The 15253-nt window shown below is 43.2% G+C and carries 14 protein-coding genes; 1 reads left to right on the top strand and 13 read right to left on the bottom strand.

Annotation, left to right across the window (positions count from 1 at the left end; genetic code table 11):
- Positions 1-14 precede the first annotated feature (14 nt).
- The 5 genes from DESPCE1_RS0110990 to DESPCE1_RS0111010 form a co-directional block, all read right to left on the bottom strand.
- Complete coding sequence (locus DESPCE1_RS0110990) at positions 15-650, bottom strand: hypothetical protein (RefSeq protein ID WP_019850503.1); 636 nt, start codon at positions 648-650, stop codon at positions 15-17.
- Positions 651-729: 79 nt separating this feature from the next.
- Positions 730-1437: a hypothetical protein gene (locus tag DESPCE1_RS0110995; protein ID WP_014794073.1), complete on the bottom strand. Its 708-nt coding sequence runs from the start codon at positions 1435-1437 to the stop codon at positions 730-732.
- 308 nt (positions 1438-1745) lie between these two features.
- Positions 1746-2312 carry a hypothetical protein gene (locus DESPCE1_RS0111000; protein ID WP_014794074.1) on the bottom strand — a complete coding sequence of 189 codons (567 nt, stop codon included), beginning with the start codon at positions 2310-2312 and terminating at the stop codon, positions 1746-1748.
- An 81-nt stretch (positions 2313-2393) separates the two neighbouring features.
- Entirely contained in the window at positions 2394-3224 is an 831-nt protein-coding gene (locus DESPCE1_RS0111005) for an ATP-binding protein (protein ID WP_014794075.1), read from the bottom strand.
- A gap of 41 nt (positions 3225-3265) precedes the next feature.
- Positions 3266-4039 (bottom strand): DnaD domain-containing protein, encoded by a 774-nt coding sequence (locus DESPCE1_RS0111010; protein WP_014794076.1) that lies wholly within the window; start codon positions 4037-4039, stop codon positions 3266-3268.
- Positions 4040-4245: 206 nt separating this feature from the next.
- Here DESPCE1_RS0111010 and DESPCE1_RS0111015 point away from each other — a divergent pair, with 206 nt between their 5' ends.
- Complete coding sequence (locus DESPCE1_RS0111015) at positions 4246-4836, top strand: HD domain-containing protein (protein ID WP_014794077.1); 591 nt, start codon at positions 4246-4248, stop codon at positions 4834-4836.
- Between the two features lie 13 nt (positions 4837-4849).
- On the opposite strand, the gene DESPCE1_RS0111020 is transcribed toward DESPCE1_RS0111015, so the two are convergent.
- The 8 genes from DESPCE1_RS0111020 to DESPCE1_RS0111055 all read right to left on the bottom strand — a co-directional run bounded on the left by DESPCE1_RS0111020 (position 4850) and on the right by DESPCE1_RS0111055 (position 15240).
- Positions 4850-6562, bottom strand: coding sequence for an MBL fold metallo-hydrolase RNA specificity domain-containing protein (locus DESPCE1_RS0111020; RefSeq protein WP_014794078.1), 1713 nt, complete (start codon positions 6560-6562; stop codon positions 4850-4852).
- Positions 6563-6645: 83 nt separating this feature from the next.
- Positions 6646-7284: a response regulator transcription factor gene (locus tag DESPCE1_RS0111025; protein WP_014794079.1), complete on the bottom strand. Its 639-nt coding sequence runs from the start codon at positions 7282-7284 to the stop codon at positions 6646-6648.
- Positions 7281-8444 carry a sensor histidine kinase gene (locus DESPCE1_RS0111030; protein WP_371200515.1) on the bottom strand — a complete coding sequence of 388 codons (1164 nt, stop codon included), beginning with the start codon at positions 8442-8444 and terminating at the stop codon, positions 7281-7283. Before DESPCE1_RS0111030 ends, DESPCE1_RS0111025 begins: the two co-directional genes overlap by 4 nt.
- Before the next feature lie 79 nt (positions 8445-8523).
- On the bottom strand, positions 8524-9837 hold the full coding sequence (locus DESPCE1_RS0111035; RefSeq protein ID WP_014794081.1) for a hypothetical protein: 1314 nt from the start codon (positions 9835-9837) through the stop codon (positions 8524-8526).
- An 859-nt stretch (positions 9838-10696) separates the two neighbouring features.
- A complete protein-coding gene (locus tag DESPCE1_RS0111040; protein ID WP_014794082.1) occupies positions 10697-11491 on the bottom strand; it encodes a methyltetrahydrofolate cobalamin methyltransferase in 795 nt (264 codons plus the stop codon).
- A 63-nt stretch (positions 11492-11554) separates the two neighbouring features.
- Complete coding sequence (locus tag DESPCE1_RS0111045; RefSeq protein WP_014794083.1) at positions 11555-12523, bottom strand: acetyl-CoA decarbonylase/synthase complex subunit delta; 969 nt, start codon at positions 12521-12523, stop codon at positions 11555-11557.
- A 23-nt stretch (positions 12524-12546) separates the two neighbouring features.
- Positions 12547-13302: an AAA family ATPase gene (locus DESPCE1_RS0111050; protein ID WP_014794084.1), complete on the bottom strand. Its 756-nt coding sequence runs from the start codon at positions 13300-13302 to the stop codon at positions 12547-12549.
- Positions 13303-13323: 21 nt separating this feature from the next.
- Positions 13324-15240, bottom strand: coding sequence for an ASKHA domain-containing protein (locus DESPCE1_RS0111055; protein WP_014794085.1), 1917 nt, complete (start codon positions 15238-15240; stop codon positions 13324-13326).
- Positions 15241-15253: the final 13 nt, after the last annotated feature.

A 15253-nucleotide genomic window follows, 5' to 3' on the forward strand; every position in this document is an offset into this window, starting at 1 on the left:
TATTTCCTCGGGGATTACTTCGCAAAGGATTTAAGTACTTCCTTCTGAGGTTCATCCTGTTCTTCCTGGATTAGTTCCTGCTCTTCCTGAACAAAAGATGAGGAATTCTCCCAATCCTCTTCCTCTAAGCGAAGGGGAAAAATGAGAATAAGTAAAGCTATTCCACCTATAGATAAGGCAGCGTATTGAAGAGAAATAAGAAAAAAGAGAATAGGAACCTGCTGAGCAGGAGTTCCCACTGCATAACTGTATTTTTTTAAAGACTTCCAATCCACGCCTGAACGCTCCCACAAAGGAAGCCCATAATAATCCACTGAATTCATTAATTTCTTACCACTTTCAGCATAGCGTGCTTGTGAGGAAAGGAAAACAAATCCTTTATCGGTATAAATTTTGTCCAGCTCTACAGGTTCGCCGGTAAAGGCTTCTTTGGTATAGGTTCGTTCAATACGAAGAATATCATCCGGGTGGATATTTACATTCCCTTTTTCCGTTATGATGGAATAGAGTTCACGATCTATGAGCTCAATATTGAGTACTTTTACATCCAGGTAATTTACTCCTATTGAAGTTAGAATCGTAAGGGTTAGGCAAAAAAGTATGACTAAGCTAGATAGACGTTCCCGTCCGAGCTTATTATCCTGTTCCATGAAGTAATACACTTCCTTTAATATATTTAAGATAGCCATTACAGGCTCAATTCTACACTAATTTCGGAGAAGGAACAAATTAGGGAGAGTTAAAAAACCTGCCAAAACGCCTTAGAATTGCCGTCACGTCTTCTGAGCGTAGATTAAAGGATTGATTCTGCTCCATTCTCGGTTTTGGTTCTGGTTTTGCCCCTGTCGTCTCCGGCGGGACGACGCAACGTACAAAGATTATAGCCAATATGGCCAAGATAAGAAATGGTAAAGCTCCTCTTAAGCCAGGAAAGCTCAATATCGGTACAAAGAAAAAAAGAGTTGGAGTGTACAATTCATCCGTATAATCTACAGATACAAAAATAGCTAAATATCCTGGACTACCGGGTGGTAGTTCTGTCGGGAAGGGAATAGGGTCGGTACCGTTTTGGGCGGTATCAAAATTGGAATCTTGATTGGATGTCGCCTGGGTTTGCCGAGAGCACAAATAGCGAATTAAATTCTGTAATTCCTCGATAGGTATCTGGAGTCTTTGTCCTCTAGCTATATCGAGAACGGTTAATTTTTCAAGGTGAAAAACATGTTTCGCCAAAAGCAATAGAATTTGAGAGCCTAATAAAATCCAAGGGGCTAAGAATAAACGACTATTAATAAGGGGTTGAAGAAATGTAAAGACGGGACTCCCTGGAACAGAACTGACGCGGGAAAGAAGTGAGAACCCCACATTAATAATCTGAGTGTCCTTATTTTGCGAATTATTGCTCTGGTTTGCAATTATATATTCATGGAGATTCATTATGCTCACCCTCTCCTTCTTTTAGCAATATATGGTAATGGTTTTTGTCCTGTTCTGAAAATTAAACTATCGGAGGGTGTTTTTCTCTGCGTCTAAACCTATTATGTCCCAATAGTGAAGAAATAGAAAAAAGAGGTACAATTTTTTTTGCACCTCAACGGTCTCAAAGATCAGCTGGATTGTTAAGCATCAAAAATAGGTATAATTGTATATTTTTATCGTCCTTAGAATTTTTCAATTAATGATATAATTATCTTTAATGATATATTTATCACTCTTGGTATAATTATCATTTTTGATATTGTTATTTATTTAGCTGCGTTGGGCGCTTTTACAGTGGAATCTACATTAAAGAAAAAGCTCGCCTCAGTGGCTTGGGTTATGCCACCTTCCGCATTGGGCTTAATTCTCAGGGTAATTTTATGTTGCCCGGCTGTTGCGCTTTTACCTGCTGCATCACCTAAGGCTTTAATATCACGGAAGGCTACTCTTGCCGTAGCACCAGGATCAAGAGATGGCAAGGTACCAATTTTGCTGACTTTTTGTGCGTTATCCCCTACTAATGAGACTTCCAGCTCAACAGGTATATTCGACATTTTTCCACCTGTCGTATTTTGAACCGTGGCAATGAGGTCAAATTTGTTAGCATTGATAACTTGACTGGATTTAATTGTAACTGTTCCATACGTTAAATCTTGAGTAAAAGAACTGGGTTCTACGGCAACTCCCAACATTTTTACTTCAGGGACGGGTCCATTCGCACTTGCTTGTGCCGTTTTCCAGAGGGTTACTCCAGCAATTCCAATCAAGCAGACTAAGAACGCACTTAAAATTAGGGTAAAGTATTTGCGATTAATCGCAATAATTTTGGCCATTTCAGGCACCTCCATTCGGATTCTTCTCTATGAAAAAGTATGCATGTCCTGAAGAAGACATGCATACTTTTTCAAACTTATTTACTGTTTTTTTCGTTCTTTTTCTCTATCTTGATATTGACGAAGCCTAATATCCTGTTCAACATTCATTCTAAAGATCCGGCAGGATTGAATGAGCCGCGAGGTGGTTCGTGCGCCTAAATACTCTTCCATCTCTTCCAAAGACAAATTGGAGGTTATAACCGTCGGCAATTGTTGGTTTAAGCGATAATTAATAATGGAATAAAGACGATTACGAGTCCAGTCAGTGTAGTTATGGGCACCTAGATCATCCAGAATGAGTATAGGAATTTCCCGAGCCGTATCCAAGAGATCCAGTTCACTCTCATCGGACTTATAGGTGGCACGCAGTTGATCCAAAAGATCCGGAACGACTAGAAAGAGGACTTGCTGTTCCTGTTCCATTAAAGCATTGGCAATGGCTGCCGCAAGAAAGGTCTTGCCTGCCCCGACCGGACCTATAAGGATCAAACCTAAGCCATGATAATCATTTTGAGAACGGGCGACAAACTCCCTTGATGCATTAAAGGCCGTTAAAGCGCCTTCAAGGTAACTCCGATCTTTGGGATTAACTTGGCTCAGATAATAGTCCTGTTTAAAGGTGTCAAAACGGCAATTAAGCAATCCACGTGCCATACGTGCATGGCGGAACAGATTCTCCATACGTTTTTGCCGCATACAAGTACAGGGACGCGCCGATTCCCCATCGAAAATTATCCCCCGATCTTCACAGAGGGGGCAATTCATAGTCGGCTTGAATAATTGGCCATTAGGTGGCAGCTCAGATTGCTCACGTTTATTTTTAAGTTCGTCGAGATAACTATCTTGCATAATATTCTTTATGGATTTCATTTCCTCACTCCCCCACTTCATTACTCAATAATAGAAAAAAGTTATGAAAGGTAAAAATCTTCATATTTACCTTGAGGTACTTTTCGAGTCGGCTGCTGTTGTGGAGTTTTTTTCCCTCGGGATTTCTCATGCTTTGATTGGAAATAGGCATCATCAGCCTCAACTTCATGTAAGGTTCTTAATCCTTTCTTTTCCCATTCTCTTAAAATGGAGTCAATATAGCGGAAATTTCGAATGCCCGCCATTACACCACGCTTAAAGGCTGCCAGGATGAGTTCTTCAGAAAACTTAGATGAGATCCAGGTCTCTATTACCTCGCATTCTATGGAGGTCAAAGGGCGGCCTAATTCTTGTTCGAATGTTTTTATGATTTGTCCGATGGGGCTTGAAGGGGATGGATTTCCCTGGTGCTCAAGACGCTCTTTCTCTAGATTTTGTTCGGCTTCATAACGCTTAACTTGCTCAATAGCCCATCGTTCTGATAATTCATCGATGAGACCTACAAAGCTGTAGGATAAGATAGATTTTTGCTCTACAGGGTCCCAGTGTTTTTCAAGGGAAAGATAATTGCGCGCCATTAAATGAGATATCATCTCCTCCACCCGAATGACATCAAGATTCATGCGCTGGGCTAAAAGCTGGGATGTGGGATAGGGGTTATTCTCGATTTCTCCCATAATTTGAATAATCAATAACGCCTCTATATGGCTGATATCAAGCTCTGAGTAATGATTTAGAAAATACTTAGGCACTCCTACCGTACCAGAAAAGAAAAGAGCTTGTACAAAGCTCCCATAAACATTTGACCTATACACGAAGTTCACTCCTTAAAGGGTTATTATAATGCATAAATACGAATTATAGAAAGTTCTTTATTATATTTGTTTTTTTTAGGGTAATAGATACTATGGCCGCGAAAAAATATCAGGTAAAAAAATACCATAATTTACAAAAATAGAAGGACTCCTCTGACTCTTTGGCGTATATCTAATTATACAATTTTTAGGAGGTCGATATCAATATGGGGCAAAGGGAAGAACTTGTTCAGATCATCAATCAATCCGGCGCTCATCCTGCCTGGGGGTTAAAGCACTGCAATCGGGTCTATCTTCTAGCCAAAGAATTATCTCAGCATTTAGATCTCGATGATGACATACTCTTTTTTTCTGCCATGCTTCATGATACAGGAAGATATTCAGCCTATGCCTTACCCAATGTGGACCATTCCCTTCGTTCAAAAGGGGTTGCAGCCAATATACTACAACGGATGGCCTTTCCCAGCGATAAACTCCCCATCGTCCTGGAAGCTATAGAATATCACATGTATTATTCCGAGCCGGGCCGAAGTGATGAAGCCGTTTATCTAAGAGATTCGGATATATTGGACAACCTGGGCAATATCGGTATCACTCGTTTATTCAGTTTGATTGGACAAGACGAGCTGATCCGTACCCCTGAAGACGCATTGGAGCGGGCCAGAACATTCGCCGAAGCCCTACCCAATAAGGTCTATACGAAAACAGGGAAGCGATTGGCAGTAAAACGCCGTGAGGAAATCTTAAGATTCCTCTCAGGTATAAAGAAACAAACCGCTGAATTTGCGAATTTATAAATTGTTCATCCTGCTATTTCTTTTTCCTATTGTCCATATCATCAAGCCAACGGGAGATCGCATCGATAACACATAATGTATGCTCAAGATTATTCGACCGCTTTCCGTTATCCACCAGGACCTTTAAGCGATGTCGAAGTCGCTGCATTGCCTTATTAATCTGTGCTTGAGTAATCTTAGACTGACTGGATTTTCCTCTGCTTAAAGGAGGAAGCTGTGTCATATCCACTCTGGTCTTAGCTGTGGATTCTCTGGTTTCTGAGGACAGCTGGGCTTCCTCCTCGATGACTTTCAGCCAAGGTTTTGAGGGTGGATAGGGGATGATTTCCCTATCCTTGATTTCTAATGCTTCGCCCAGTTGAGGGATCCACGGGATTTTTCCAAACTTTTCTTGGATTTTTTGAGCAAAAGCTCTTTGGACATCAGGTTCACCGTGGACCAAGATGATGTTTTCGGCCTGTTCACCTAAGCAAGACAACCATTCCAAGAGCTGGGGCTGATCCGCATGGGCGGATAAACCCTCCATGCGACGGATATTTGCATGTACAGCCACCTTTTCCCCATGAATGGTCACTTCTTTGACTCCCTCGATAATTCTTCGTCCCAAAGTTCCCTGGGCTTGATAGCCTACAAATAAAACGGTGGCATTTTCCCGCCATAAATTATGCTTGAGATGATGCTTAATCCGTCCCGCATCAGCCATTCCGCTGGCTGCAATGATAATTGCACCGCCCTCAATAGAGTTTATCGCCATAGAATCCTCTGCAGATAAGCTATAATGGACATTGGGCATTAATAAGGGGTGCTCACCCCTTTGGATCATATCCAGAGTCTCTTGATCAAAATTCTGAGGATTTTCCTGAAAAATCTTTGTGGCTGCAATGGCTAATGGGCTGTCAACATAAATGGGCATTACCGGAATCTCGTTTTGGGTCTGCAATTTACGTATATAATACAAAAGGTCTTGAGTACGCTCGATAGCAAAGGCTGGAATGACAAGGTTACCTCCTGCCTGATGAGCTTCTCGAATGATTTCAGCCAAATGCTGGATGCGATTGCTCTTATTTTCATGTTGGCGATTTCCATAGGTTGTTTCAACAATGACAATATCCCCGCCGCAAATAATACTGGGATTCTCGATAAAAGGTTGTTCAGAATTCCCCACATCCCCGGAGAATACGAGAGTCTTATGAAGGCCCCCTTCTTTAACCGTCATTTGAACATAGGCCGAACCTAAGATATGGCCAGCATTATGAAAAGTAAAACTTATCTCGGGAGAAAGTTGGGTACTTTGATTGTATTCAACTGGTGTAAAGAATTTAATGGAATCCAGTGCGTCTTGGGCAGTATAAATGGGTGTTAATAAATTCTTGCTTGCTCGTGTTAACTTACGGTTTTTGCGCTCAACTTCCATCTCTTGAATATGACCGCTGTCCGGAAGCATGACCGAGCACAATTTAATTGTTTCTGGGGTAGCATAAATTTTTCCATGAAAACCATGCTTAATGAGCTTAGGAATCAAGCCTGAATGATCCGTATGGGCATGGGTTAATATAACGGCGTTAAGTTCTGCAGGGTTATAGGGGAAATCGCCATAATTCAGCTCTTTTAACGCTTTTGAGCCTTGAAAAAGTCCGCAATCAATCAGAACTCGATAATCTTCGGATTCAACCAGATAAGATGATCCGGTTACCACTTGAGCGGCACCAAAGAAATATATTTTCATGAAATCCTCCTATTTCAAAGCAATAATTAAACCCATTAAGTACAGAGCTAAAATTTCGTTTTTTTTTCCTTTTAACCCATCTCTTAATCCAGTTGAACCAGCTTAAGTCTTACTGCTTTAAGGGCAGCTTGGGTACGATCGTCCACCTCTAATTTGCGAAAAATACTTGACAGATGATTTTTGACTGTTTTTTCGCTGATAAACAAGGCATGTCCAATCTCGCGATTAGATGCTCCCTTAACGACATAGGTTAGGATTTGTAATTCCCTATCACTTAATCCACAGGTATCCCTGCTCTGGGACGGATGAACAAGTTGACCCAGTAATTTACCAGTCACTGCAGGAGAAAGAATCGGCTGACCTGCATAAACTTTGCGAATGGAATCGATCAAAGTCTTGGGATCCACATCTTTCAATAAGTAGCCGGCGACTCCTAATTGAAGAACTTGAAATACTTTTTCATCAGAATCATCTACAGTCAGGACAAGAATTCCAATCTTCTCATTCTCACGACGAATGACACGACAGGCTTCCAAGCCATTAACGCCGGGCATATTTAAGTCCATTAACAAAATATCAAAATCCAAGGTGCGTGTAATATTAATCGCACCTTGGCCATCCCCTACTTCGCAGACAACTTGGATTCCTTCTTCAAATTCAAGAATTCGTCTTAATCCCTCGCGAAGGAGTGGATGATCATCTGCTATAACTACTCTTATCATTCCCATCCCTCCTCATAATTCGGCATAATGATCTTCACTGTAGTTCCTTTTTTGGGAGATGACGAAAGAATCATTTGGCCATTGAACATCTCAATTCTCTCTTTCATCCCCACCAGCCCAAAATGATCGCCCGGATTGGAAAGTGCCTCCTCCACATCAAATCCGATCCCGCGATCAGTTATTTGAACTATAATTTGAGATTCCTCATACTCTATAAGGACCCTGGCCCAATCTGCATGGGCATGCTTCGCAATATTCGTCATTCCTTCTTGAAGCGAACGAAAAAGAGCTACCTCCACTGCAGGTAATAAGTGCTTTTCTTTACCGAAAATCTTAAAATCACAGGTTATGTGGTAGGTTTCTTGGAAATTCATTAAATACTTTTCGAGAGCAGAAATAAACCCGTGATTATCTAGAGCAATGGGGCGCAAGTCAAAGATAATGCGTCGAATATCACGCAAGTTTGAACGGACTAATCCTTTAAGGTCCGCTATTTCTGCTCGCACTCGATCTGGATCCAATGCGAGCAGTTTTTCAGCTATTTCTAATCGCAAAACAATATTGGCAAGATTTTGAGCCGGCCCATCATGGATCTCTCGGGCAACCCGTCGTCTCTCTTCATCTTGTGCACGAATAATCTTTTGGGCTATTTCTTGCATGTTCTCTGGATTATTATTTTGACTTAATTCGGAAATTCCACCATGTAAAAGATTAATAGCCATGGTTACTTGATTGAGTAAATTCTCGGCTCGTTCAATAGTCTTTTCCATCTGCTTTAGAGAACGTTCAATTTCATCCCGACGGGCACGCAATTGTATTTCTTTTGATTGCGTGAGTTGTAGTTGAACTTGGACATCTTTCGTTTTCGTATAGATGTCCATCATCTCTTTCTCAGAGTGATTGCCAAAATCTCTACTTACTTCCATTAAACGTTGGCGAAGCTGACGTTCTAATTTTTGATATTTATCCACCTCTGTTATGGTATGGGTAATTTCATCTTTGAGCTGTTCAAGCTCTTGAATAAGCCGCTGGGTTTCTGCATGTGTAGATTCTGCTATGTAAAAAATTTCTTCTTTACTTGTCTCAATAGCTTTTAAAGTATTGCTCATTATGAGACCCAATCGGTCTGTCACTCTCGTCCCTCTTTTCACCACTACCATTTGCTCTTTATAGTATTCGACATGATTTCTATAATCTCCTACTAATTTAAAGCAAAAGGGGTGCTGAAAATTCAATATTTTACCGTATTATGCGTCGAATTCCCCGTTCTAAACGTCGTGGATAAAGTAAATCCTCGTGACTGCAGGTAAAAACCTTATAACCTTGTTTTTTCATTTTTAAAGTAATCTCTTTTATAAGACTCTCATCCAAAGAAATCGAATCCTCAGGTATCACCTGAATTAATAAGGTATTCACCTTAGCCAAGAAGCTATATTCATCAACCGAGACATTCCATTGAATGAATGAGTCACCACAGAGAAATTTTAAGACTTGAGCAAGGGCTTTACCACCCTGGGGAATTTGCTGAGGTGTTGCTGCAGGTTTAGCTGTAGGTTTAGCCGCAGAATCAGCCACAACTTTATTATCTTTTCTTTTATTTGAATTAAAACGAAAAGGATCCCTTGAAAGAAGAACACTATTGCTCTTCTCCGATTCCTTTTCTTGTGGCATACCTGTCAAGACGCTTAGAGCTGGCACGGTCTCTTCAAGAAGCTCATCTTGTGTATCAGGATTAAGATTTTCGGATTGGGTATAGGCTAAGGTATATTCATCAATGACACTATGAGATTCCAATAAGAGTTGTTTTAAGGACTCATCTATAAGCTCATGAAGGGATTTAGAAATAGGATCTGATAGAGGTTCGTTCATTACTTCGTCGATTATATCGTCGACACCTTTATTTATCTGACTTGGACAAGGCTCATTGAGGCTTGAGTCAGTTTGAATGTCCTCAGATACTATTCTATCAGTAATTTCTTTCTCCTCATTACTCTCGGCGTAATCTGAGGCTTGAGTCAAATCCATCACAGGCGCTTCATCAAAGGACTCTATCGGGTCCATGGCTTGTGCTGAATCCATGGTTTTTAATAAATGCTCTCTTAATGAAAAGATAGAATCCAATTCCTTAGTTTGTACGCCTCCCCCATTGAGAGCTACTTTAGAACTAGGTGTAGCAATACCCTCCCCCTGATTCCCTAGGGTTCTTAAATTAGCAATCTGTTGAGGGAAATACTCAGGTTCCTGTGTTTCTATGTTTTGTAGTCCTGCATTAATCATATCGTTCATGAGCCGATAAAAATCAGGAAAATTATCTATAACTCGATGGTCCGGCAATCTTTGCTCTACTAATTGGCGAATCCCATCCATAAGTAGTTCTTTCGGTAAATCGAACATCTCCTGAAATGCCGCCGCAATTTTTTCAATGGCTTGCTTGCCTTGATAAAATTCCCCATCAGCTTCATTTCCTGATAACAGGTTCACAGTGAGTAATTTTTCAACAAATACATCGATCCATTCCCGGATTTCTTGATCATCTCTGAAAAAGGCTTCCAAGGCTGTCCACCTCCGCATACATCTTTTCCATGATAGCTATGCGGTTTGGTTTCAGAGTATGTCTATTTCTGTTCTGAAAATGGTTTGAAAGCGGGGTCTCCATGATTTTGCTTTCGGCGTTCACTTCATAAGCTGCGCGGAGCAATCTAATCGCTCAAGACCTCCGCTGCGTCGGGTTCCCGGCTAAATCGGCTCCTCGAAAGCACTGCTTTCGCACTTGTTCTCATAGCCGGTTGGAAACGTCCTGTTTCCAACCCGACTCCGCTGCAGTCTTTCGCGAAGATTGCTTACCTGCTCGCCTAAATCCGTTCACTGCCTTAAAGAAAAATCCTTGGGTTCTCTTTCGGGCTTAAGCAGTGCAGCTACGCGACCCCGAGTAGTTTTTCATCCTTCGCTGGCGCTGCAGCGGCGGCATGGCGGCTATCTTGAAAAAGACCCGCAAGCGTAGCTTTACGCACAAGAGCGAAGGATTTTCACTGTGTATAAGGCTGCTAAGGCTTCTGCTTCGCTTCACTCACCATAAGCCAAGCTTTCTTTAAGCGGAAGGGCGGCCGGGTCAACGAAGCTTTCTTAACGTAGCGAAGCCATGGTTAACATCAGGTATTACCCTGAGGTTTGGTGAAGCTGTTAAGAAAGCGAGTGACCAGCCCAGGAGCTATTGAGTGAGCGTTGTGCGTAAAGCTACACGCCCGGACAAGCTTTTTCATCCATCAATAATGCCGCCTAGTCTGCCTGAAAGCCCGATAGCCCGATAGCCCGATAGCGCACACAAAGGAGAGCCCAGCTCACCCTAAAAGAGTGAGGGGCTCTCCCAAGCATGCCGCTGACGGCACCATTAACGAAGGAAAAGAGAACTTCCTTACCGCTGGCGGAAAACCTTCAAATAAGAATCAGCATAGATGCTCTTATTTAAGAGAATTTGACCGGTTGCAGCAACGTCAACCAAATCATCATCATTAGCATCCATAATCGCCGCATCGAGGCCGGCAGCCATAGCCATCGCTAAATAGGTGCGATTGATCAGATGGCGATCCGGGGATTTCTGTGACACGTTGGAAAGGCCCAGAACGGTTTTAGGGGCTGGATTGGATAGAGTTTTGACCATTCTGATGGCTTCCAAAACCTCAGGTGCGTGCTCTTGGGCAACATTACAAGGCAAGATCAGGGGGTCAATATAGAGTTCATCGGTAGGTAACCCGAATTCATCCGCTGCAGCCACCAATTCCATGGCAAAAGCAATGCGGTTTTCTGCATCTTTGGGAATCCCTACCTTATCCATGGTTAAACCAATTAACGCTGCATTATATTGAACCGCCATGGGGAAGACCCGTTCAATCTTGTCACGCTCGGCAGGAACTGAATTAATCATGCCAGGGCGTTTGAGAAACTTTAAACCGGCTTCAATAGCATCATAGTTAGTGGAATCCAGGCACAGAGGCAAATTGGAGACTTCTTGAATAACCTTAACCATCCACTCATAGGCTTCAGGACGCTCCTCTTTAGGAACTGCCGGACCGGAGTTAACGTCAAGGTAATGGGCTCCGCCTTCTTCCTGTTTCAATGCCCATTCTTGGAGGGGCTTGGCATCTTTATTCCGAAGAGCGTCTCCGATATCCTTAAACATTCCATTAATCCGTTCACCAATAATAATCAATTGATCCACGTCCTTTCATATTTAAGCGATAACCAGTATCGACTGGATAGATCAACCATCCGATTAGGCGTTCATCTCCATGAGATCGGCTATATTCTGTTGGACAAGTTTAACGGCTTCAGGATTTCTCATTAAGAGAATACTGGCACCGGCTTGCAAAAGACCTGTCGCTGTTAAAACTTCCCAGAGAATTGCCCTGTCGTTCAGATCTCCCCAGCCTGGGAACTCTTCAGCAGAGGCATTGGCCTCTTTAGCACGGTTTGCTTCATAACCCACTGTACAAATCATCGGCATGGACAGCATCTTATCATTGGCTAAGGATCCTAACCGAGCCCGTTCCATGATCGAGTAAGCGTACTCAATACCATACCCCAGACCTCCGATCATCGGGTCAATCACGATACGGTTCAGGGGCAAGCCCATTTCTGAGATCAAGATATTCAGCTGCTTACAAATGTTAATGTCCAGTGGTGAACGGGCGATAAGATTATGCTTGTGCACCATGGCAGCTGCGGTAATGGATTTGTAATTATCTTGTTCAGCGATACCGATTAAAAGATTTTCACCTGAAGTAGCTTCTGCAACAGCAGCTAATACTTCATTATCCTTTTCCGGATCTTCGCACCCAATGACGATTAAGGGAACACCAACAGCGGCCAAGACATCTTTCACGACTTTAGCGCACTCTTCAGGGCTGCGATTTTCTCCCTCCGGATTAGCTCCGATCAGTTTGAGATAGATCATATCGGCATTGTATTCTTCAACGCATTTCTTTGCCCAAGCTACGGGATCATTGATGACATCACCAAAGTGACTCTTTACAACATCGTTCCATGCGGGTGGAACATCGGTGACTTCCATGGCAATGGCAGCGCGATTCTCCACCTTTCCTTCAAAATGAAGAAATGGGAGGGTGGAGTCTCCACCTACTTTAATAACAGAAGTGCGGGTGCCGCCTTCAGCAGCGGTTGCACCGATGACCACTTCTCCAACTTTACTTTGATATCTTTCTTTGACGAGGGCTACGGCCATTTGAACCTCTCTCCTCTCTAGTTTCATTTAAAGGCTTTTCTCATAATCTTTTCCACTGCTTGTACGGCAAGGGACTCATCCGGCAAAGTGTAGAGCGGACGCCCTTCCAAATCATGGGTTACGACCATAGGATCAAGGGGAATATCCCCAATCAATTGAAGACCAGTCTTATCAATTTCTTCAGACAAAGAATCCAGGCTTCCCTCTGTGGTTTTTGTCACCACCAAGTAGACCTCGTCCACTGCGGAACGCAGTCCTTTAATCAGTTCATGGACTCTTCCCGCAGAGCGAATTCCCCGTGCAGAAGAATCACTAATGACGAACATCATGTCGATACGGGGAATGGTTCTCCTGCTGATATGCTCAAGACCCGCCTCCGTATCCACTGTCACATAATCATAATTGTCCCCCAGTGTCTCGAGATACTTTCTGAGCAGGTCATTGGGATAGCAATAACAACCGGGACCCTGTGGCCCTCCCATAACCAGTAAATCAATATCTTGAGACTCAATAAGACTTTGTTGGAGTTTGTACTCCACAAAAACATCCTTGGGCATTCCTGTTGGAATGGCTTTGGGGTTTTTCGTATCTTCGAGAAGTTCGGAAATCGTTGCTGTGACCTCGAGACCAAGAGCTTCATTTAAGTTGGCATTGGGGTCTGCATCCACCGCTAGAATGGAGTTACTCTGCAATCCTTTGACCATTTGACGCAGTAAAAGAGCTGTAAAGGTTGTTTTACCCACTCCGCCCTTACCTGCAACTGCAACATATTTTGTCATGATTCTTCCCTCCAATGCTTCTTAAATTGTTCCTTCCACAGAAGGAAATAGAGATAAATCAGTATGGGGTAAGAACAAGGCCGATACAAACTCGTCCATAAAGGTCGTCCCGATGGACAGTTCAATATAAGTCATCTTGCGTGCAAGATCAGAGGCCTCATTCCAAGCCTTCTGTGAAAGTAAGGCAAGGCGTGCCCCTTTAACAGAAGAATTTCCTATGAACTCAAACTTTTCTTGAGGCAAGTCAGGAAGTAAGCCTATTTCTACCGAATCATGAACATTGAGGTAATTACCGAATCCACCACCAATAACGATTCGATCGATCATATCAATTTCCAAAGCTACCGCTTGGAGTAATGAACGAATCCCGGCATAGATCGCTCCTTTAGCCCGAATGAGATTCTTCACATCATTTTCGGAAATGACTACATCCTTGTCTCCCCCTGCTTGATGGGCCCATGCTAAAACAAACTCTTTATCATCCTCTGTGGCACGGATCCGAGCCGATTGAGAAGAGTGTTCCAATTGGAAATTCCCGGCACGATCGATAATTCCGGCCTTGCGCAGCTTGGCCAAGCAATCCACTAATCCTGAGCCACATATACCAACAGGCGCCATCTGTCCAACCACTTTCAGCTTGACATCAAGGGTTTCAGGATCAATGTCCACTCGTTCAATTGCACCAGGCATAGCTCTCATGCCAAAAAGAATTCCTCCTCCTTCAAAACATGGCCCGGCAGAGCATGCACAAGAAACAAGCCAATCCTTATTCCCAAGCACGATCTCTCCGTTAGTTCCGATATCGATAAACAAAATGATCTCGTCGGAGTTGGCCATATCTGTGGCTAGGGCACCGGAAACGATATCCCCTCCTACATAACTGGCCACCGAAGGATAGGTGTGAATAAGTGCATCGGGTAGAAGTCTAAGCCCTATTTCTTTTGCTAATACCTCAGGCGTTGCATTGACGGTGGGGATATAGGGTTCTAAGCGAATATAACGCGGATTGATGCCCAGGAAAAGCTGCGACATGGTCGTATTGCCGGCAATCACCGCACTGGCTATATCCTGGCCCGTAAGGCTTTGTCGCTTAAGCATCTCATCGATGAGTACATTGACAGTATCCACTACGGCCCTTTGAATTTCGGCCAGGCTCTCCTGACTCTCAACCGCATAGACAATTCTAGAAATGACATCATCCCCAAATTGGGCTTGCTTATTGTAGGATCCCTGCTTATCCACGATTTCGCCACTATCCAGGTTGACCAGGTAGACGACCACTGTTGTGGTACCCACATCGATTGCTAACCCATAGCATGGCCGGTCATTGGCAGGCTCCACATGGATCACCGTGTATCCTGACTCACAATCCGTTAAAGTAACGGATAGGTCCCAATGAGCTTGACGCAAAGTTTCTGGTAAGGTTTGCAATACAGATAAGGGAATCGTCAAAGGTTTATCGGATTGAAGTACTCGCTTTAACTCAATGGACAAACGGGCCCAGTCGCTGGCATTATCCGTTAGGGTGGGTTCAGCGCAACGGATGTTAACCTTGCGAGCAAGAGGATGATACCCATAAGAAGCTAACAAATCTTTACTGGTTTCGTTGAGCAGCGCTGAATTGGCATTCTCAAGGAGAACCTGATGTGCTTGCAGGCGCGATTCCGGTGGGACTTCAACGGTAAGGTCTCCTTCAACGAAAGTGTGGCAGCTTAAGCGTACTCCACGGCTCAATTGTTCCGGAGATAGATTTCCCGTTCTTTCACTCTTGGCTTCACCAGATATCACAGTAACTTTACAGGCACCGCAGGTACCTTTGCCACCACAACTGGATTTTATAAAAATACCTGCCTGAGTAGCTGCCTTGAGCAGGGAGGTTCCTTGTTCCACCTCAATCACTCGATTATCTGGCATAAATGTAACTTGAAATTTTCCCATGGTGTTCCTCCCC

This window comes from Desulfitobacterium sp. PCE1 (genome assembly GCF_000384015.1).
In the GTDB taxonomy this organism is placed as follows: domain Bacteria; phylum Bacillota; class Desulfitobacteriia; order Desulfitobacteriales; family Desulfitobacteriaceae; genus Desulfitobacterium; species Desulfitobacterium dehalogenans.